A 17931-nucleotide genomic window follows, 5' to 3' on the forward strand; every position below is an offset into this window, starting at 1 on the left:
TGCGACGCACGATATATAAAACTCTGTATTTGCTCGGAGAAATACTAGGTCGCTCCATCGGGAGGCTCCGACCATGGTGCCCCTCGCCAGCCTCAAGGCCGGCTTCACAGGAGGTTCCCATGAGCGCCGTCCTCGACAGAATTCAAGACGCCAAGCTGAGTGTCAGGCCGCTCAGCCCTACCATCGGGGCAGAGATTGGCGGACTGGATCTGCGTCAGCAACTGGATCGCCAGCAGCGCGATGCGTTGAAGGCGCTGCTGCTGCGCCACAAGGTCCTGTTCTTCCGCGACCAGGACATCAGCCGTGACGAGCAATTGGCCTTCGCGGCCAATTTCGGCGAGGTCTACGCGCACCCGGTCGGCGGGGTCGAGACCCACCGCGCCGTGCAGCCGATCTCTGCGGAAGCGCTCAAGAAGTACGACATCCGCGAGAACCATTGGCACACCGACACCAGCTGGCGGATCAATCCGTCGCTCGGCGCGGTGCTGAAGGCGGTGCACATTCCGGAGGTTGGCGGCGACACGATCTGGGCCGACGGCCACGCGATCTGGAAAGGCCTGCCCGAGGACCTGAAGGCGAGGATCGACGACCTCTACGTCATCCACGACTACCAGGACGCCCTCGCCAAGGCCGGCGAGCGCTACCCGCTGGTGGCCCATCCCGCGATCCGCACCCACCCGGAGACGGGCGAGGAGATCTTCTGGATCAATTTCGGCCTCAAGCCGCGCTTCGTCGACCTGGCGCCGGACGAGAGCCGGGCGCTGCTCGCCCGCCTCTATGACGAGGTCAAGCGACCGGAGCATCAGGTCCGGTTCCGCTGGAAGGCGAACTCCGTGGCCGTGTGGGACAACCGCGCGGGCCTCCACTACGCCGTCCGCGACTACGGCGACTTCCCACGGGTCATGGAGCGCGTGCTGATCGGCAGCGACGACATCCCGTACCGCGAGCGCAAGCCCGGCTAGTTCCGGCGTCCCAGGGCCGGGGACGTCCTTCCACTCACGAAACCAATGACGACGCTCGGCGACCCGCCGGGCGCGGGGGATAGACTTTTGCCTTCTTCGCAAGCCCGTACGGCCGCCCGACAGGGACCTTCGAAACTCCAATATCACGCCGCCTTGCTGACCTGCGCCTCGGTGCTGGCGCTGGCGGGCCAGGTTCGCGCCGATGAAACGGCGCCGGCCGTGGCGACGCCCGCGGCGGCCGAAGGGGATGGCGCGGTGGCGCTGGACAGCGTCATCGTCACCGGCGTTCGCGGTGTCCGCCGCACGGTCGCCGACAGCCCGGCTCCGGTCGACGTGATCAGCGGCGAGCAACTGCTGGCGACCGGCAAGGTCGGCCTCAAGGAGGTCCTGAACACCCTGATCCCGTCGTTCAACCTGCCGGGCATCAATGGCGGCGGCACGTCTTGGACGGTGCGAGCCATCACCCTGCGCGGCCTGAACGGCGACCAGGCCCTGTTCCTGGTCAACGGCAAGCGCCGTCACACCACATCGCTGATCAACAACCTGGCTCGCGTGGGCCGGGGTGGCGCGCCCGTTGACCTGGACCTGATCCCGGCCTCGGCGATCGCGCGTATCGAGGTGCTGCGCGACGGCGCCTCGGCCCAGTACGGCTCGGACGCCATCGCGGGCGTCGTCAACATCATCCTGAAGGACGACGCCGAGGGCGGATCGTTCAGCTATACCGGCGGCCAGAACTTCCTGGGCGATGGCGACACCCGCGCCGCGACGCTGAACTGGGGCCATGCCCTGGGCGACGAGGGCGGCTTCGTCCATCTCGCCCTGAACTGGAAGAACAACGAGGCGGCCAACCGCGCCATACCCTCGCGCGCCCAGTACCTCTACCAGCCCACCGTCATGTCCGTTGGCGGCGTGACGACCGTGACGCCAGATGCGCGCGACGCCACGGCCGACCGCTACTTCTGGGGGCAGAGCTACGGTCCCGGCGAGGAAGATATCCTGGCGGCCTCGTACAACGCCGAACTGCCCTGGCATGACCTGAAGCTCTATTCGTCCGGCACGCTGAGCCACCGCTCTTCGAGGAAGGTCACCGGCAGCTTCCTGCCCAATCTGGCGCCGGTCACCGGTGTTACGGCCGGCCGACCGCTGAACCGAAACTCGCTGCCCGAGGTCTATCCGAACGGCTTCAACGCCCAGCGCCGGATCTTCGAGCTGGACTTCCAGACCAGCTTCGGCGCGCGCGGCGAAAAGGCTGGCTGGGCCTGGGACCTGTCGACCACCCTGGCCCAGGACCACGCCCAGCTGGACGGCCAGAACACGCTGAACGCCACGCTCGGTCCGAAAAGCCCGACCTATTTCCACCTGTCGACCCACGAGTTCCGGCAGTGGACCAACAATCTCGACGTCACCCGCGAATTCACGGGCGTGCTGAAGAACCCGCTGCAGGTCTCGTGGGGCCTTGAGCACCGCTATGAGCGCTTCCTGATCGAGGCGGGCGACGAGGCGTCTTACATCGTCGGCGACTACGTCATCCCAGCCGGCCAGCCGTTCGCGGGTCTGCGTCCCAATCCGGGCCTGGCCTCCTATGCTGGCACCGCGCCGGAGGATGCGGGCTCGACGCATCGTCACAACGTTGCGACCTATGTCGATCTCGGGACCAACCTCACCGACAACTGGTACGTCGGCGTGGCCGGCCGCTACGAGCGCTACGGCAAGGGCGTGGGCGACACCGCCAGCGGCAAGTTCACCACGCGCTGGGAGTTCCTGCCGGGTTATGCGGTGCGGGCCACCGTCAGCAACGGCTTCCGCGCCCCGTCGCTGGGCCAGACCCTGTTCGCGACCTCGACCATCAACGGCAGCCTGTGCCCGGCCGCGCCGGCCAACATCTTCCGCGGCGCGCCTTGCGTGCCCGGCGAGTACCTGACCTTCCCGACCAAGGTCTTGCGCACCGACAGCGCCGAGGCCAAGGCCTTGGGCGCGGAACCGCTCAAGCCGGAAACGTCGACCAACTACAGCTTCGGCGTCACCGCCGAGCCGTTCGCCGGCCTGCGCCTGACCCTGGACGCCTACGAGATCCAGATCGACGACCGCATCGTCGACACCAGCAACCTCGACCTGTCGGTGGCGCAGCTAAGTTCGCGGCCGAACCTGTCGCCGCTGTTGGCGCGATTCCCGCAAGGTCTGACGGCGACCTACTACACCAATGCCGTCTCGACCCGGACCCAGGGCCTCGACTTCGTCGGCGAGTACGGCTTCAGCTTGGGCGACTTCGGCCGCCTGAACCTCAACGCCGCCTACACCTTCAACAAGACCAAGGTCACCAACCTGAAGGCCACGCCCGCCGTTCTGACGGCGGTGAACCCGAACCTCGTCCTGTTCGATCGCCAGAAGATCGCCGACCTGACCATAGGCACGCCGCGCGAGAAGATCATCGTCGGCGCCCAGTGGTCGCTGGCGAACTGGAACGTCAGCCTGCGCAACACCCGCTATGGCCGTTACACCGAGGCCGGCACCTCCGCCAGCCTGGATCGCACGTTCAGCCCGAAGTGGATCACCGATCTCGATATCGGTTGGCAGGTCCGCGAGACGACCAACATCGCGATCGGGGCCAACAACCTGTTCGACAAGCATCCCGACAAGATCGGGGTCCTCAACGCCGACCAGGGCACCGGCCAGTTCGGCATCTTCTCGCCCTTCGGCATCACCGGCGGCTACTACTACGCCCGCCTGACCCAGCAGTTCTGAGGGGGAGGGCGTGATGGATAGACGTCAGCTCATCGCCGGTATCGCGTTCGGAGGCCTGGCCGCCAGTCTCGCGGCTTGCGCCAAGGACTCCGGCGGCCAGCCGGTCCTGAAGGTCGGCAGCCAGCGCGGCGGCACCAAGGCCGTGCTGTTGGCGTCCGGCGCGCTGGAAGGCGTTCCCTACAAGATCGAGTGGAGCGAGTTCCCGGCCGCGGCGCCGCTGCTGGAGGCGCTTTCGGCGGGCGCGGTGGATCTCGGCGAAGCCGGCGACGCGCCGTTCCTGTTCGCCTATGCGGGCGGAGCCAGGATCAAGGCCGTTCAGGCCGGCCAGAGCGGCGGGGCCGCGACGGCGATCCTGGTGCGCAAGGACTCGCCCATCGCCTCGCCCGCCGACCTGAAGGGCAAGAAGATCGCCACCGGGCGCGGCTCGATCGGCCACTATCTGCTGTTGCGGGTGCTGGAGAGCGTCGGCTTGAAGCCGACCGACGTTTCGATCGTCTATCTCAATCCCGGCGACGCCAAGGCCGCCTTCACCGCCGGCTCGATCGACGCCTGGGTCACGTGGGGCTCGTACGTCGCCCTGGCCCGGCTGCATGACGCGGCGCGGATCCTGATCGACGGCCAGAACCTGCTGGGCGGCTTCGGTTACGAGGCCGCCAGCGAGAAGGCGATCGCCGAGAAGCGGCCGCAGATCGCGGACTTCCTGAGGCGGCTGGCCAAGGCCCGGCGCTGGGCGGCCGACAACCCCGACGCCTTCGGCAAGGTGCTGGCGCGCGAGACCGGCCTTTCGGAAGAGGTCGCGCTCTACACCGTTCGCCAGTACCGCATCCTGCCTGCGCCGATGGGGGAGGCTTCGGTCCGGGAGGCGAGAGCGGTGCTCGACCGCTTCCGCGCGGCTGGCGCCGTGAACACGGCCCGCGATCCGGCGGCCGCCTTCGACGCCTCGTTCAATGGGTCTCTGACGTGAGCGAGGCCCTGACAGGCTCGGCCGACGTCCTCGTGATCGGCGGCGGTCTGGCCGGCGCCTGGGCGGCTATGGCGGCCGCGCGCGAGGGCGCGAAGGTTGTCCTGGTCGACAAGGGCTACTGCGGAACCAGCGGCGTCACGGCGACCGCGGGCCCCGGCCACTGGTGGGTTCCCCCCGAGCGTCGCGAGGCCGTCGTGGCCGATCGGCTGAAACGGTCCCTCGGCCTGGGCGATCCGGACTGGATGCGGCGCATCATCGAGCTGACCTGGACCAGCCTGCCGGGCCTGCGCGATCACTACGCCTTCTCGACCGACGACCGGGGCGAGGTGCAGCACCGCGCGCTTCGGGGCCCCGAATATATGAGGGCCATGCGCGCGTACGCCTTGGCGGCGGGGGCGAGGATCCTGGACCACCATCCGGCGTTGCAGCTGCTGCGCCACGGCGACGGCTCCATCGCCGGCGCTTCGGGCGTTGTTCTCCGGGGCGAGCGGCCGTGGACGATCCGGGCGGGAGCGGTCGTGCTGGCCACCGGCGGCACGGCCTTCGCCTCGCGGCTGCTGGGCTCGGCGACCAATACCGGCGATGGCCTGCTGATGGGCGTCGAGGCTGGCGCAGATCTCTCCGGCATGGAGTTCACCAACTACTACACGCCGGCCCTGGCGGGTACGAACATGGCCCGCTCGATGGCCTACAGCTTCGCGCGCTGGTTCGACGCGGACGACAACGAACTCGACATCGTCAACGGCCCCGACGTCACGCCGCATCTGGCGAAGGCGCTGCTGAGAGGGCCGCTGTTCTGCCGGCTGGACCGAGTTCCAGAAGATATCCGGGCGGTAATGCCTGAGGTACAACCCAACTTCGTCTTGCCTTTCCAGAGGCTTGGGATCGAAACCTACAGCCAGCGCTTCGAAGTGACGCTGCATGCCGAAGGCACCGTTCGCGGCATCGGCGGGCTACGGATCGACGACGAGAACTGCCAGACGGCCGTGCCCGGGCTCTATGTCGCCGGTGACGCCGGCAGCCGTGAGCTGGTCACCGGCGCGATCTCGGGCGGCGGCGCGGTCAATTCGTCCTGGGCGCTGTCGTCGGGACAATGGGCGGGAACCGCCGCCGCACGACGGGCGCGTTCGATCGGCGCCCGCGAGACCGATCTTGCCGTCGCCACCGGTCGCGCCGGCCTGTCGCCCCGTGGCGCTTCGCGCGCCTTCGACACGGCCGGTGCTGTCCAGGCCGTGCGCGACGAACTGAACGCCTACGACAAGAACATCTTCCGACGCGGCGACGCGCTGAGCGTGTCCCTGGAACGGCTCGACGGTGTCTGGGCTGAGCTGGCCAACCATGGCCAGGCCCAGGGCAGGGCGGCGCTGCGGCTGCGCGAGGCCGCCGCCCTGGTCGCCGCCGGACGTTGGAGCAAGGCCGCCGCCCTGGCGCGGCGCGAGAGCCGGGGCATGCACCGCCGGGAGGATGCTCCGGGCCTCGATGCTCGCCTGGCCTCCCGTCAGCGCGTGCAAGGTCTCGACCGCGTGTTCACGCGCTTCGAAGCCGCGCCGGCCCCCGAATCTATCAGGGCGGAGGTGGCCTGATGATCGAAGTCGTCATCGAGGACCGCTGCACCGGCTGCGGCGACTGCGTCGAGGCCTGCCCCAGCGATGTGCTGCGCCTGGGCGAGGGCGGCAAGGCGGTGATCGCCGCCCAGGCCGACTGCCAGACCTGCCTGCTGTGCGAACTGCACTGTTCGGCCGATGCGCTGTTCGTGTGGCCCGAGGTCGAGCGCGTCGCCGGGATCACCGCCGACCAGGCCCTGGCCTCGGGCCAACTGGGCGCCTTCCGCCGCGATCACGGCTGGGGCGAGCACGCCGCCACCCACACCAATCAACACTGGCGGATGGGGACGATCTTCGAGCGCGCCTACCGCATGGCGACCGAGCTCGCCGCCGCCAAGACCGCTCGATCCGAGGACGCCCGATGAGCAAGAGCCTGAAAGACCGCCTGGCCGATCTCCACGCCGAGCGCGTGCGGACATGGGATCCGGCGGCGCTGAGGATCAATGTCGATCAGCGCCAGACCCTGATCGACACCGCCGACCCGTCGCGGTGGATCAAGGTCGGCAAGCGCCTGGAGCCGTTCACCTTGCTCGACGTCGAGGGCGGCGAGCTGTCGCTAGAGACGCTGATCCAGCGTGGGCCGGCGGTGCTGGTCTTCTTCCGCTTCGCCGGTTGCCCGGCCTGCAACATCGCCTTGCCGTACTACGAAGAGCGCCTGGCCGCCGGCCTGCGCGATCTCGGTGCGACGCTCGTGGCGGTCAGCCCGCAGGTTCCGGAACGCCTCGTCGAGATCAAGAGCCGCCACGGTCTCAGCTTCAAGGTCGCCTCGGACAAGGACAACGCCCTCGGTCGCCGTTTCGGCGTCCTCTACACGGCCGACGAGGCCAGCCAGGCCGCCCAGCGCGGCAAGGGCGGCTTCATCGGCGACACGACGGGCACCGGAACCTGGGAACTGCCCCAGCCCACCGTCGTCGTGATCGACCACGAGCGCGTCGTCCGCTTCGTCGATGTTAGCCCTGACTGGCTGGTCCGCACCGAGGCCGAAGTCGCCCTCGAAGCCGTTCGCGACATCACTCTAGTTCCCGCCGAATAGATCGGAGATTTCAAATGACTGCGCCCAAAACCTCCGCCCAGAACGACACGGGGCGTCAGCTGAAGCTCGGCTTCATCCTCCACGGCGTCGGCCCGGGCTGGGGCGATTGGCGTCACCCGGACGCCGAGCCCAGCGCCAGCACGGACTTCCAGTTCTACAAGCGCCAAGCCCAGATCGCCGAGGCCGGCAAGTTCGACTTCCTGTTCGTGGCCGACAGCGTCTACATCACCGAGAAGTCCAGCCCGCACTACCTGAACCGCTTCGAGCCGCTGACCATCCTGTCGGCCTTGGCCGGGGCGACCAACAACATCGGTCTCGTGGCCACCCTGACGGTCAGCTACAGCGAGCCGTTCAACGTCGCCCGCCAGTTCGCCTCGCTGGACCACATCAGCGGCGGCCGCGCCGGCTGGAACGTCGTCACCTCGTGGCTGGAAGGCAGCGCCGCCAACTACAGCCGCGAGAAGCACTACGCCCACGACGTGCGCTACCGCCTGGCCGGCGAGTATCTCGACGTGGTTCAGGGCCTCTGGGATTCGTGGGAAGACGACGCCCTGACCTTCGACAAAAAAGGCGGCCAGTTCTTCGATCCGGCCAAGCTGCACACCCTGAACCACAAGGGCGAGTTCTTCTCGGTGAAGGGGCCGTTGAACATCAGCCGCTCGCCGCAGGGACAGCCGGTGATCTTCCAGGCCGGCGCGTCCGAGGATGGCAAGAACTTCGCGGCCCAGCGGGCCGACGCCATCTTCGTCTCGCACGAGGACGTCGAGGCCGCCCAGGCCTACTACAAGGACATCAAGGCCCGCGCCGCCGGCTCCGGTCGCGATCCCGACCAACTGCACGTGTTGCCCGCCGCCCGTCCGGTGGTGGGCCGCACGGCGGAAGAGGCCGAGGCGCTCTACAAGGAACTGACAGAGCTGGTGTCGCTGGACAATGCCCTGTCCATGCTGGCCCGGCCCTTCAATGAGTACGATTTCGGCCAGCACGACCCCGATGGTCCGTTCCCGCTGGAGGCCGCCGTGTTCGGCGCCAATTCCAACCAAAGCGCGGTGACCCGCATCGTCGCGACGGTGAAGGAAGAGAACCTGACCCTGCGCGAAACGGCCCTGCGCTTCGCCACGCCGCGCGGCCATTTCGTCGGCGCGCCGGAACAGGTCGCCGACAGCCTGCAGCACTGGTTCGAAGCACGGGCTTCCGACGGCTTCGTACTGTTCGAGAGCCTGCCGGGTCAGCTCGAAGCCTTCGTCGAACTGGTCGTGCCGATCCTGCAGGCGAGGGGGCTGTTCCGCACCGAGTACGAAGGGACCACCTTCCGCGAGAACCTTGAATTGGACTTCCCGACCAACCGCTACGCCGGCGCGCTGCAGGCGGCGGAGTAGGGCGACGAGAGGGCGCGCTCGTGCGAGCGCGCCCTTCAAGTCAGTGCGTCGCCGCGGCGCTCATCTTGGCCATGAGCTCTTCCTTGCGGGCCTTCATGCGCTCGCCCATGGCCTCCAGGTCCTCGTCGCCCTTCTTGGCCTGGGAGAAGAGGCCGCCGGGCTGCTCCTCCTCCTTCACGTGGTGCTTGATGTACTCGCCCAGCACCTTGACCTTGGCGTCGTAGAACTCGTCGCCGGGCTTCATCGCCTCGATCTCGGCGATCAGCTTCTTGGCCCCGTCGTGCTCGACATAGGCCTCGTCCAGCAGGTCGTCCTCCACCTCGCCGCGGCTTTCGGGATAGAGAATCTCCTCTTCGATCTGCGTGTGCACCTTAAGAGCCAGGGCGATCTTGTTGAAGAGCGCCAGCTTTTCGGCGTCCTTCTCCAGCTGTTCGTACTCGTCGAACATCTGATCGACCTCGCGATGGTCCTTCTTGAGCAGGGCGATGGCGAGCGGATCGCGACGGCCGGTTCGGCGCGTGCGGCGGGCCTTGGCGGTCTTCTGGGCCTTGTGAGCGGTTTTGCTGGCGGCTGCCATGGGAATCTCCTGGTCTGTCATGGGCTTGAAGCCTCGCGACCAACCGCCGGTTCCAGCAGTCAAGCTAGTTGAGAGATGGTCTCAGTCTAGCTCGCCGGAGTCAGGGCGACATCGACCATGATCTCGCCGGAGATTTCCTCCAGCGCCGCCTGGACCGCAGCGGCCTTGAGGACAGGCGGCAGGCGCAGGCGGGCGTCCATGTGGAATAGCGGCGCGCCGGAATGGGGCTCGACGCTGAGGTGCGTGTCGAAGTCCTCGATATTGGCGCCGATGCCGCTGAGCACGCCCGTCACCTGGTGGACGATGCCCGGACGGTCCTGGCCGACCAGCGAGAACTGCACCGCCTCGCCTTGGGCGCTCGCGGCCTCGACCGTCGGCGCGATGCGGACTTCCAGGCCCTGGGCGTCCACGGCGCTGACAGCCACGCGCAGGGTGTCGACGCGGTCCGCATCGAGCTCCACGAGCACCGAACCCACATAGAGACCGCCCAGCTGGCTGAGATGGCTCTCCAGCCAGTTGCCGCCCGCCGACAGCACCGCGCACGCCAACGCCTGGGTCAGGCCGGGTTTGTCGCTGCCGATAACGCTCAGGATCAGGGTGGCCATGGTGTTCTCACGAAGGTCGACGACGCGACCGAACGAGCCACGCACGGCGACCGCAGTCAATGCGCACCCAGCGCCAGCGTGTTTCCCATTTCAATCAAAATACAAGCAGGATTGACTGTATTATTTCTCCGCCTATGGTCGACTCATAGAACAAGGGAGGCGCAATTGGCTCAGGACGGATTCGATCGGCGCGCGCTGCTGATGGGCGGCGTGCTTGGCGCGGGCCTGGCGGCGGCGAAGGCCACCGTGGCGGCGCCCAAGGCCGGCAAGGCCGTCAAGAGCGCGGCGCCGTCGGGCTTCCTGTGGGGCACGGCGGGCGCGGCCTATCAGATCGAGGGCGGCAACCACGCCAGCGACCTCTGGGTGATGGAGCATGCCAAGCCGACCATCTTCAAGGATCCGTCGGGCGACGCCGCTGACGCCTACAACCGCGTTTGGGAAGACATCGCCCTGGCCGCTTCGCTGGGCTTCAACACCCACCGCTTCTCGATCGAATGGTCGCGCATCGAGCCCGAGCCGGGCCAGATCTCGCTGGCCGCCATCGCCTACTACCGCCGAGTGCTGGAAGCGATCCGCAAGCACGGCATGACGCCGTTCGTGACCTACAACCACTTCACCACACCGCGCTGGTTCGCGGCGGCGGGCGGGTTCGAGACGCGCGACAACATCGACGCCTTCGTCCGTTACTGCACGATCATCACCCAGCATCTGGGCGACCTGATCGGTATCGCCTCGACCTTCAACGAGCCGAATCTGGGCGCGCTGATCAGCTGGTCGCCGGCCATTCGACCCCTGCGGCCCTATATCGAGATGTCGAAGAAGGCGGCGGCCGCGTCGATCGGCGCGACCCGCTGGGCCCCACCGGTGCTGGGCGACTTCCGCATCCAGCAGCCGATCATGATCGAGGCGCACGAGCGGGCCTATGAGGCGATCCGTGAGGCCTCGGGCGATCGCTATCCGGTCGGCGTCACCCTGTCGCTGAACGACGAGCGGGCCCCGGCCTCGGGTCCTAGCGGTGTCGAGGCCAAGCAGGCTCAGGTGATGCTGCCGTGGCTGGCCGCCCAGGGCGACTTCATCGGCGTGCAGAACTACACCTGGACCGAGGTCGGCCCAGACGCCGACCTGCCGCCACCCAAGGGTGTCGAACTGAGCCAGATGGGCTACCCCGCCGCGCCCGAGGCGCTGGAGGGTGTTATCCGCACGGTCGCCAAACACACGAAGAAGCCGATCTACGTCACCGAGAACGGCGTCGCGACCGAGGACGATACGCGCCGCGTCGCCTTTATCGACAAGGCCGTGCCAGGCGTCTTCGCCTGCATGCGCGATGGCATCGATGTGCGTGGCTACATCCACTGGTCGCTGCTCGACAACTGGGAATGGTTCTCGGGCTATGGGCCCAAGTTCGGTCTGGTGGCGGTCGATCGCACGACCTTCAAGCGCACGCCCAAGCCCAGCGCCCGCCACATGGGCGCGATCGCCCGCAAGGGCCTGCCCGCTGGCCTGAAGAGCCGCTGAGGAGCGTCGCCTTGTTGAAGCGTTTTGTTGGAATCCTGCTGATGACCTCGACCCTGACGACGGCCGGCGCGGCTCTGGCGCAGGTCGCCGATCCGGACGCCCGCGCCAAGGCGATGGTCGACGCCATGACCCTGGATGAGCAGATCAGCCTGCTGCGTACCCAGGCGGGCTTTGGCCTGCTGTCGCTGGGCATCCCGCTGCCGCCGTCGGTGCCCGAGAGCATGCGCAAGACTACCCCGCCTGGCGCTCTAGGCTCGGCTGGCTATGTGCCCGGGATCGAGCGTCTCGGCATGCCCGCCCAGCAGATGTCGGACGCCAGCCTCGGCGTCGGCAATCTGGGCGGCTTCATCCGGCGCGGCGACGAGGCGACCTCGCTGCCGGCGACCCTGGCCTTGGCCGCGACCTTCGACACCGACCTCGCCCAAGCCGCCGGCGACATGCTGGGCGCCGAGGCCCATGCGAAGGGTTTCAACATCCAGCTGGCCGGCGGCGTGAACCTGACCCGCGAGCCGCGTAACGGCCGGAACTTCGAGTATGCCGGTGAAGACCCGTTGCTGTCGGGCCTGATCGTCGGGGCGCAGGTGGCGGGCATCCAGGCCAAGCATGTGGTCTCGACGGTCAAGCACTTCGCCCTGAACGCCCAGGAAACCGGTCGCTTCGTGCACGACGCCCAGATCGACGAGGCCAGCTTGCGCGAGTCTGACCTCCTGGCCTTCGAGATCGCCATCGATCGGGGCCAGCCGGGCTCGGTCATGTGCGCCTACAACAAGATCAACGGCGTCTATGCGTGCGAGCATCCGTTCCTGCTGGGCAAGGTGCTGAAGGGCGATTGGAAGTATCAAGGCTGGGTGATGTCCGACTGGGGCGCCTCGCACAGCCTGGCGCCCGCTCTGCGCGCGGGCCTGGACCAGGAGTCGCCGCAGGACGCGCCGTTCTTCGGCGAGCTGAAGGCGGCGGTCGAGCATGGCGAGGTGTCGCCCGAGCGGGTGCGCGAGGCGGCGTTCCGTATCGTCCGTAGCCTCTATGCGGCTGGGGTCATGGATGATCCGGCCAAGCCGGGTGGCGTGATCGACAAGGAGGCCCACGCGGCCGTCGCCGAGCGCGTGGCGCTATCGGGCATGGTGCTGCTGAAGAACGACGGCGTGCTGCCCCTGGCGGCCAGCGCCAGGAAGATCGTCGTCATCGGCGGCTTCGCCGACAAGGGCGTGCTGTCGGGCGGCGGCTCGTCCCAGGTCATGCCGTACGGCGGTCATTTCACCGACCGGCGCGGGCGTGAGGGCATCTCCGCCATCCTTGCGCCCGTCTATGGCCTCTCATCGCCGCTGGACGCTTTGAAGGCCCTGCGGCCGGACGCCGACATCCAGTTCGACGACGGCTCCGACCCGGCGCGCGCCGCTGCCCTGGCCAAGGGCTCGGACGTGGTCATCGTCTTCGCCACGCGGCCGGAAGAGGAGGGCATGGACGCCGTCGCGCCCGACCTGCCCAATGGCCAGGACGCCCTGATCGCCGCCGTCGGCGCCGCCGCCGACCATACGGTGGTCGTGCTGGAGACGGGTAACCCGATCCTGATGCCGTGGCTGTCCAAGGTCGGCGCGGTGCTGCAAGCGTGGTATCCGGGGCAGCGCGGCGGCCAGGCCATCGCCAAGATCCTGACCGGGGCGGTCTCGCCCTCGGGCCGCTTGCCCATGACTTTCCCGGCCAGCGTCCAGCAACTGGCGCGTCCGGCCATCCCCGGCTTTGACCCCAACAACCGCAAGCCGTTGGGCCTGGGCGCCAAGGTCGCGCCGTTCGTCGTGCCGTTCAACGAAGGCGCCGATGTCGGCTACCGCTGGTTCGAACGCACCAAGGCCAAGCCGCTGTTCGCCTTCGGCCACGGCCTGACCTACACGCGGTTCGACTATTCGAAGCTGGCCACCGCCGGCGGCGACGGGCTCTCGGTCACCTTCACCCTGACGAACGGCGGCAAGCGCGCGGGGACCGAGGTCGCCCAGCTCTATGTCGCGCCGCCGGGGCGCACCCACCGCCTGGTCGGTTGGGCCCGCGTCGATCTGGCGCCTGGCGAGAGCCGGCAGGTGACCATCAGCGCCGATCTGCGCCTGCTGGCGTCCTACGACACCAAGGCCGATGGCTGGCGACGCGAGGGCGGGACCTATGGCCTCTATGTCGGCAAGTCGGCCGGCTCGCGCGATCTCGTCGGCAAGGTCAGCGTGAAGGCGGGCGCCCGATGAGCGTCGTCGCCTTCTTGGCCGCCGCCGCCCTGGCGGGGCCTGTCGCCAAGATCGAGACCGGCGTCCTGCAAGGCGCGACGTCCGAGGGCGTCACCGCCTTCAAGGGCGTGCCCTACGCGAGTGCGCCGGTCGGTGATCTCCGCTGGCGGGCGACGAAGCCCGCCGCACGCTGGAGCGGAACGCGAGACGCCTCCAGGCTTGGGCCCGACTGCCTGCAAGGCCGCATGCCCGGTTCGCCCGAGCCCGCGCCGCAGTCCGAGGACTGCCTGTTCGCCAATGTCTGGCGGCCGGAAGCGGCCAAGGCTGGAGCGAAGCTGCCGGTCATGGTCTGGATCCACGGGGGCGCCTTCGTGAACGGCGGTTCGTCCTCGCCCGAGACCTGGGGCGACGCCATGGCCAACCGCGGCCTGGTGTTTGTCACCTTCAACTACCGCCTGGGCCGGTTCGGCTTCTTCGGCCACCCGGCCCTGAGCGCCGAGAGCCCGGATGAGGCGACCGGCAACTACGGCCTGATGGACCAGATGGCCGCCCTGGCCTGGGTCCGGCGCAACATCGCCGCGTTCGGGGGCGATCCGAAGAACGTGACGGTCGTCGGCGGCTCGGCCGGCGGCATCTCGATCAACCTGCTGTCGGGCGCGCCCAAGGCCAAGGGGCTGTTCGACAAGGCCATCATCCAGTCGGGCGCGGGCCGCCGTTTCCTGACTCCCGAGCGGCGGCTGTCGCAGGATCTGCCGGGCAAGCCCTCAGCCGAGAGCGTTGGCGTGGCATTCGCCAAGCGCCTGGGCGTCGAGGGAACCGACGCTGCGGCCCTGGCCGCCCTGCGGGCCATGCCGGGCGACAAGATCGCAGCCAATCTCAGCATGGCCACGCTGGTCTTCCAGGGCGAGGGCGCGCTGTACTCGGGACCCGTCGTCGATGGCAAGCTGATCGTCGAGACGCCGGAGGAGGCCTATTCGCATGGTCGTCAGCACAAGGTCCCGGCCATCGTCGGAGCCACCAGCGCTGACCTCAGCCTGGACTTCCCGGCGACCGCAGAGGCCGCCTACGCCAAGTTCGGCGATGGCGCAGCCGCCGCCCGCGCGGCTTATGACCCTGACGGCAAGTTGCCGCTGAAGGCGTTGAACCAGGCGATCGGCGGTGACCGGAACATGGTCGAGCCGGCCCGCTTCGTGGCCCGCGCGATCGCGGCCAAGGGCGCGCCGACCTACGAGTATCGCTTCGGCTATGTCGCCCCGGCGGCGCTGGCCGGTTCTCCCTACGGCGCCAACCACTCGACCGAGGTGGCCTACGTCTTTGACCGCCTGTCGCCGGTTTATGGGGCGAACGTCACGCAAGCCGACCAAGCGGTAGCCGGGCGGCTGGCCGACTACTGGGCCAACTTCGCGCGCAAGGGCGATCCCAACGGTCCAGGCTTGCCGACTTGGCCGCGCTACGACGCCAAGGAGGATGCGATCCTGGATGTGCGTGCCGATGGAAGCTTCATCGGCGTCGCCGATCCCTGGCGCGCGCGCCTGGACGTTACGGAGCGGGCGGCGGCGAAGTAGTCGTCTGCCCCAGCCGCGGCCCCGCGCCCTCCATGGGCGTCAGGGCGGTGGCGATCATGTCGCGCAGCAGCTTCACGGCGCGATTAAGGTCGGCCTCGCCGTCCAGGGTCTTGGCGACCGAGAGGCCGCGAAGGGTCCAGACCATCAGGCGCAGCAGCGGCCGGATCGGCGCGCCGTACCCGCCATCGTGGCGTTCGGCCCAGGCGAAGGACTCGTTCTCGATCGTGTTCTGCAGCGGCAGCAGGCGCTCGGCCAACTCACGATCGCTACGTGAGCCCTGCAGCACCTCCAGCACCGCCACGCCGGAGGGGCGGCTGAGCACCTCCCAGGCGACTTCGACGATGGCCAGCAGCTTCTGACGTGGATCGCGGATGTCGCGCAGACGCGCGCCATACTCGGCGATCTCGCGGTCATAGACAGCGCGGACCACGAACAGCATCAGGTCCACCTTGGTCGGGAATTGATGCAGCATGGCGCCGCGACTGACGCCGGCCTCCTGGGCGACGAGCAGGGTGGTGCTCGCCGCATAGCCGCGCTCGTGCAGGCAGCGGATGGTGGCTTCCAGCACGCGAGCGCGGGTCTCGTCGCTGCGTTCGGCCTGGGTGCGGCGGGGCTTCTCCATGCTTAGTGCGCCGCCGCGAGCAGGGCGCGGACGCCCGGCGCGACCTTGATGATCAGGTCGGCCGGCGGCTGCTTGCCCAGGAAGCTGAAGATCGGACGGGCCGAGGCGGCGTCGAAGGCCTCGACGCGGGTCAGGACGGTTTCGGCCTGGGTGCGATCGGTGTCTGACATCGGCTTGCCGGACTCGACCGCGTCCATGGCCTGGAGGCCGGCCTGAGCGAGGGCGGCGATGTCGGCCGAGATCGGCAGGGCGGCCTCCAGGGCCGGACGCCCCTTGGCTACAGCCTGGAAGGCGGCGTCGTTGGCGCGCCAGGTCACGAGGTCAGCCCGCAACGCCGCGGCGTCGCTCCGTTCGCCCTTCGCCCAGGCCTTGGCGCGAGCCTCGAAGCGATGAGCCGCCAGGCTGTCGACCGGCGCGGCGTCGGCCGGGGTGTTGAGGTCCTGGACGATCTTCTGGCCACGCAGCATGGCCAGGATCCGATGATCGCGGGCCATGTTGCGAGTGGGGCCGACCAACTCTAGCAGCGTCATGATGGGGCCCGAGGCCCCGGGGGAGAGGCGGGCGGCCATTCGAGCCTGGTTGGCTTGGTCTTGCACGCCCTGCACACGCAGCTGGTCCTGCACGACGGGCAGGCGGCGATAGAGGTCGTCCACGTCACGGACGGCGCGCGGCGACCAGAACCGTTCAGCTAGGGCGGCGGCGCGCGGCCAGAGCTGGGCGTCGAGCATCTCGTCGGTGGCGATCTCGGCCCACATCGGCGCCTCGCCGCCCAGCACCAGCTTTTCCTGTTCCGGCGTCAGCGGCGGCAGCGGCTTGGCGACCAGGGCGTCCTTCAGCACGGCGGCCAGCAGGGGGCTGAGCTTGCGGCCCTTCTCGACCTCGGTCGGGGTGAGGCCGGCGGCCGAGGTGTCGGCCGGATCGAACGCATAGTGGAACGAGGCCGGCTCCTTCAGGTCGAGATAATAGCCGGCCGAAACGATGGTGCGGTGGCCCTTGGCGACGGCGGCGGCCGTGGCGTTCGAGGTCTGCCAGGCCTGGACCACCACATCCTTGGACGCGCCGCCGTCGGCGGCGACCTCTTCCCAGCCGATTGGAGTCTTGCCGTGGCCCTTGAGGATCGCCGCGACACGGCGATTGAAGTGGCTCTCGAGCGCCAGCTTGGTCGGCAGGCCCTGGGCCTTCATGAAGGCCTGAACGTGTGGATGATCCATCCAGACGGCGTCGCCGACCTCGTCGCCTCCCGCATGGAAGTAGGCGTCTGGGAACAGGCCGGCCATCTCGCCGAACAGTCGATCGAGGAAGCGGTAGGTTTCTTCCTTCGTCGGGTCCAGCGCCCGGTCGAGGGCGGCGAACGCATTTGCGGGTTTCACCGGCGCCAGGGCGAACTCGGGATAGGCGTCGGCGACGGCGCGGGTATGTCCGGGGACGTCGAACTCCGGCACGATCCGCACGCCCCGGTCGGCGGCGTAGGCGACCAGGTCCCGAACCTGATCCTGAGTATAGAACTGCCCGTCGCCGGTCGCCTGGAGCTTCGGGTAGCGCTTGCTTTCGACCCGGAAGCCCTGGTCGTCGGACAGGTGCAGGTGGAGGACGTTGAGCTTGACCCGCTCCATGGCGTCGATCTGCCGTTTCACGGTTTCGACGGTCATGAAGTGGCGAACGGTGTCGATCATTACGCCGCGCCAGACGAAGCGCGGCGCATCGTCGATCGTGGCGTAGGGCAGGGCGGCGCCCGGCGGGTTGGTCTCGATCATCTGGCGCAGGGTGGCCAGTCCCCGCAGGACGCCTAGCGAGCCGTCGGCTTCCAGCGTGACGCCATCCGCGGCGACGGCTAGGCGGTAGGACTCGACCTCCGAACTCGCCGCACCGCAGCGGATCGTCAGGCGTGGGCCAGGGCGCTCGATCAGGGCCAGGCCGGTCAGCGCGGCCACATCGCGCTGGAAGCGGCCGGCGGCGCGTGCGCCCGAGCCATCGCGGCAACCAGCCCACTCGATCTTGAACGCGCCGTCCAGCTTCAGCGCGCCTTGTGTCCAGGCTACGGAGCGGGGCAGGGGCATGAGCGCTGGCTCGGCGGCGGCCGGAGGGGCGCCGGTGGCAAACATCGCCGCCAGCGACAGGACCTTGAAGGCGGTCGTTCCAAGAAGGGCGTTCAGACGCAT

General features: G+C 68.5%; 14 protein-coding genes. 10 read left to right on the forward strand and 4 right to left on the reverse strand.

The genetic code is table 11. The features are described from left to right. Nucleotides 1–119 precede the first annotated feature (119 nt). The 7 genes from AC07NN_RS07580 (at nucleotide 120) to AC07NN_RS07610 (ending at nucleotide 8681) form a co-directional block, all read left to right on the forward strand. Nucleotides 120–962: a TauD/TfdA dioxygenase family protein gene (locus tag AC07NN_RS07580; RefSeq protein ID WP_494639140.1), complete on the forward strand. Its 843-nt coding sequence runs from the start codon at nucleotides 120–122 to the stop codon at nucleotides 960–962. A 153-nt stretch (nucleotides 963–1115) separates the two neighbouring features. Continuing rightward, nucleotides 1116–3704, forward strand: coding sequence for a TonB-dependent receptor plug domain-containing protein (locus AC07NN_RS07585; RefSeq protein WP_494639142.1), 2589 nt, complete (start codon nucleotides 1116–1118; stop codon nucleotides 3702–3704). A 13-nt stretch (nucleotides 3705–3717) separates the two neighbouring features. Next, on the forward strand, nucleotides 3718–4668 hold the full coding sequence (locus AC07NN_RS07590) for an ABC transporter substrate-binding protein (RefSeq protein WP_494639143.1): 951 nt from the start codon (nucleotides 3718–3720) through the stop codon (nucleotides 4666–4668). Then, complete coding sequence (locus AC07NN_RS07595; protein ID WP_494639145.1) at nucleotides 4665–6251, forward strand: FAD-dependent oxidoreductase; 1587 nt, start codon at nucleotides 4665–4667, stop codon at nucleotides 6249–6251. Before AC07NN_RS07590 ends, AC07NN_RS07595 begins: the two co-directional genes overlap by 4 nt. After that, the gene (locus AC07NN_RS07600; protein ID WP_494639147.1) at nucleotides 6251–6637 is read left to right on the forward strand and encodes a 4Fe-4S dicluster domain-containing protein; all 387 of its coding nucleotides are present in this window, start codon (nucleotides 6251–6253) and stop codon (nucleotides 6635–6637) included. Before AC07NN_RS07595 ends, AC07NN_RS07600 begins: the two co-directional genes overlap by 1 nt. After that, nucleotides 6634–7305 (forward strand): peroxiredoxin-like family protein, encoded by a 672-nt coding sequence (locus AC07NN_RS07605; protein WP_494639148.1) that lies wholly within the window; start codon nucleotides 6634–6636, stop codon nucleotides 7303–7305. The genes AC07NN_RS07600 and AC07NN_RS07605 overlap by 4 nt, the downstream gene beginning before the upstream one ends. A gap of 14 nt (nucleotides 7306–7319) precedes the next feature. Continuing rightward, entirely contained in the window at nucleotides 7320–8681 is a 1362-nt protein-coding gene (locus AC07NN_RS07610) for an LLM class flavin-dependent oxidoreductase (protein WP_494639149.1), read from the forward strand. Nucleotides 8682–8721: 40 nt separating this feature from the next. Here AC07NN_RS07610 and AC07NN_RS07615 read toward each other — a convergent pair whose 3' ends face one another. Next, nucleotides 8722–9258 (reverse strand): hemerythrin domain-containing protein, encoded by a 537-nt coding sequence (locus AC07NN_RS07615; RefSeq protein ID WP_494639150.1) that lies wholly within the window; start codon nucleotides 9256–9258, stop codon nucleotides 8722–8724. Between the two features lie 86 nt (nucleotides 9259–9344). Then, nucleotides 9345–9863, reverse strand: a complete 519-nt coding sequence (locus AC07NN_RS07620) for a glycine cleavage system transcriptional repressor (protein WP_494639152.1) — start codon at nucleotides 9861–9863, stop codon at nucleotides 9345–9347. A gap of 165 nt (nucleotides 9864–10028) precedes the next feature. Between AC07NN_RS07620 and AC07NN_RS07625 the strand changes: the two genes are divergently transcribed. The 3 genes from AC07NN_RS07625 to AC07NN_RS07635 are packed head-to-tail and all read left to right on the forward strand — an operon-like array spanning nucleotide 10029 to nucleotide 15150. Further along, nucleotides 10029–11378 carry a glycoside hydrolase family 1 protein gene (locus tag AC07NN_RS07625; RefSeq protein WP_494639154.1) on the forward strand — a complete coding sequence of 450 codons (1350 nt, stop codon included), beginning with the start codon at nucleotides 10029–10031 and terminating at the stop codon, nucleotides 11376–11378. 41 nt (nucleotides 11379–11419) lie between these two features. Further along, a complete protein-coding gene (locus AC07NN_RS07630) occupies nucleotides 11420–13606 on the forward strand; it encodes a beta-glucosidase family protein (protein ID WP_494639156.1) in 2187 nt (728 codons plus the stop codon). Further along, nucleotides 13603–15150: a carboxylesterase/lipase family protein gene (locus tag AC07NN_RS07635; RefSeq protein ID WP_494639157.1), complete on the forward strand. Its 1548-nt coding sequence runs from the start codon at nucleotides 13603–13605 to the stop codon at nucleotides 15148–15150. Before AC07NN_RS07630 ends, AC07NN_RS07635 begins: the two co-directional genes overlap by 4 nt. Here the strand turns inward: AC07NN_RS07635 and AC07NN_RS07640 are convergent. Both AC07NN_RS07640 and AC07NN_RS07645 read right to left on the reverse strand, forming a co-directional pair. Next, nucleotides 15125–15772: a TetR/AcrR family transcriptional regulator gene (locus tag AC07NN_RS07640; RefSeq protein ID WP_494639159.1), complete on the reverse strand. Its 648-nt coding sequence runs from the start codon at nucleotides 15770–15772 to the stop codon at nucleotides 15125–15127. The two genes, AC07NN_RS07635 and AC07NN_RS07640, sit on opposite strands and share 26 nt — an antisense overlap. Before the next feature lie 2 nt (nucleotides 15773–15774). Further along, the gene (locus AC07NN_RS07645; RefSeq protein WP_494639160.1) at nucleotides 15775–17931 is read right to left on the reverse strand and encodes a beta-N-acetylhexosaminidase; all 2157 of its coding nucleotides are present in this window, start codon (nucleotides 17929–17931) and stop codon (nucleotides 15775–15777) included.

The organism is Caulobacter sp. GW821-FHT09H08 (assembly GCF_059415885.1).

Excerpts from the sequence above, each read along its gene's own strand:
- AC07NN_RS07580 (WP_494639140.1), top strand. The coding sequence starts at position 120 with ATGAGCGCCGTCCTCGACAGAATTCAAGACGCCAAGCTGAGTGTCAGG.
- AC07NN_RS07590 (WP_494639143.1), top strand. The coding sequence starts at position 3,718 with ATGGATAGACGTCAGCTCATCGCCGGTATCGCGTTCGGAGGCCTGGCC.
- AC07NN_RS07600 (WP_494639147.1), top strand. The coding sequence starts at position 6,251 with ATGATCGAAGTCGTCATCGAGGACCGCTGCACCGGCTGCGGCGACTGC.
- AC07NN_RS07605 (WP_494639148.1), top strand. The coding sequence starts at position 6,634 with ATGAGCAAGAGCCTGAAAGACCGCCTGGCCGATCTCCACGCCGAGCGC.
- AC07NN_RS07610 (WP_494639149.1), top strand. The coding sequence starts at position 7,320 with ATGACTGCGCCCAAAACCTCCGCCCAGAACGACACGGGGCGTCAGCTG.
- AC07NN_RS07615 (WP_494639150.1), bottom strand. The coding sequence starts at position 9,258 with ATGGCAGCCGCCAGCAAAACCGCTCACAAGGCCCAGAAGACCGCCAAG.
- AC07NN_RS07620 (WP_494639152.1), bottom strand. The coding sequence starts at position 9,863 with ATGGCCACCCTGATCCTGAGCGTTATCGGCAGCGACAAACCCGGCCTG.
- AC07NN_RS07630 (WP_494639156.1), top strand. The coding sequence starts at position 11,420 with ATGACCTCGACCCTGACGACGGCCGGCGCGGCTCTGGCGCAGGTCGCC.
- AC07NN_RS07635 (WP_494639157.1), top strand. The coding sequence starts at position 13,603 with ATGAGCGTCGTCGCCTTCTTGGCCGCCGCCGCCCTGGCGGGGCCTGTC.
- AC07NN_RS07640 (WP_494639159.1), bottom strand. The coding sequence starts at position 15,772 with ATGGAGAAGCCCCGCCGCACCCAGGCCGAACGCAGCGACGAGACCCGC.
- AC07NN_RS07645 (WP_494639160.1), bottom strand. The coding sequence starts at position 17,931 with ATGCGTCTGAACGCCCTTCTTGGAACGACCGCCTTCAAGGTCCTGTCG.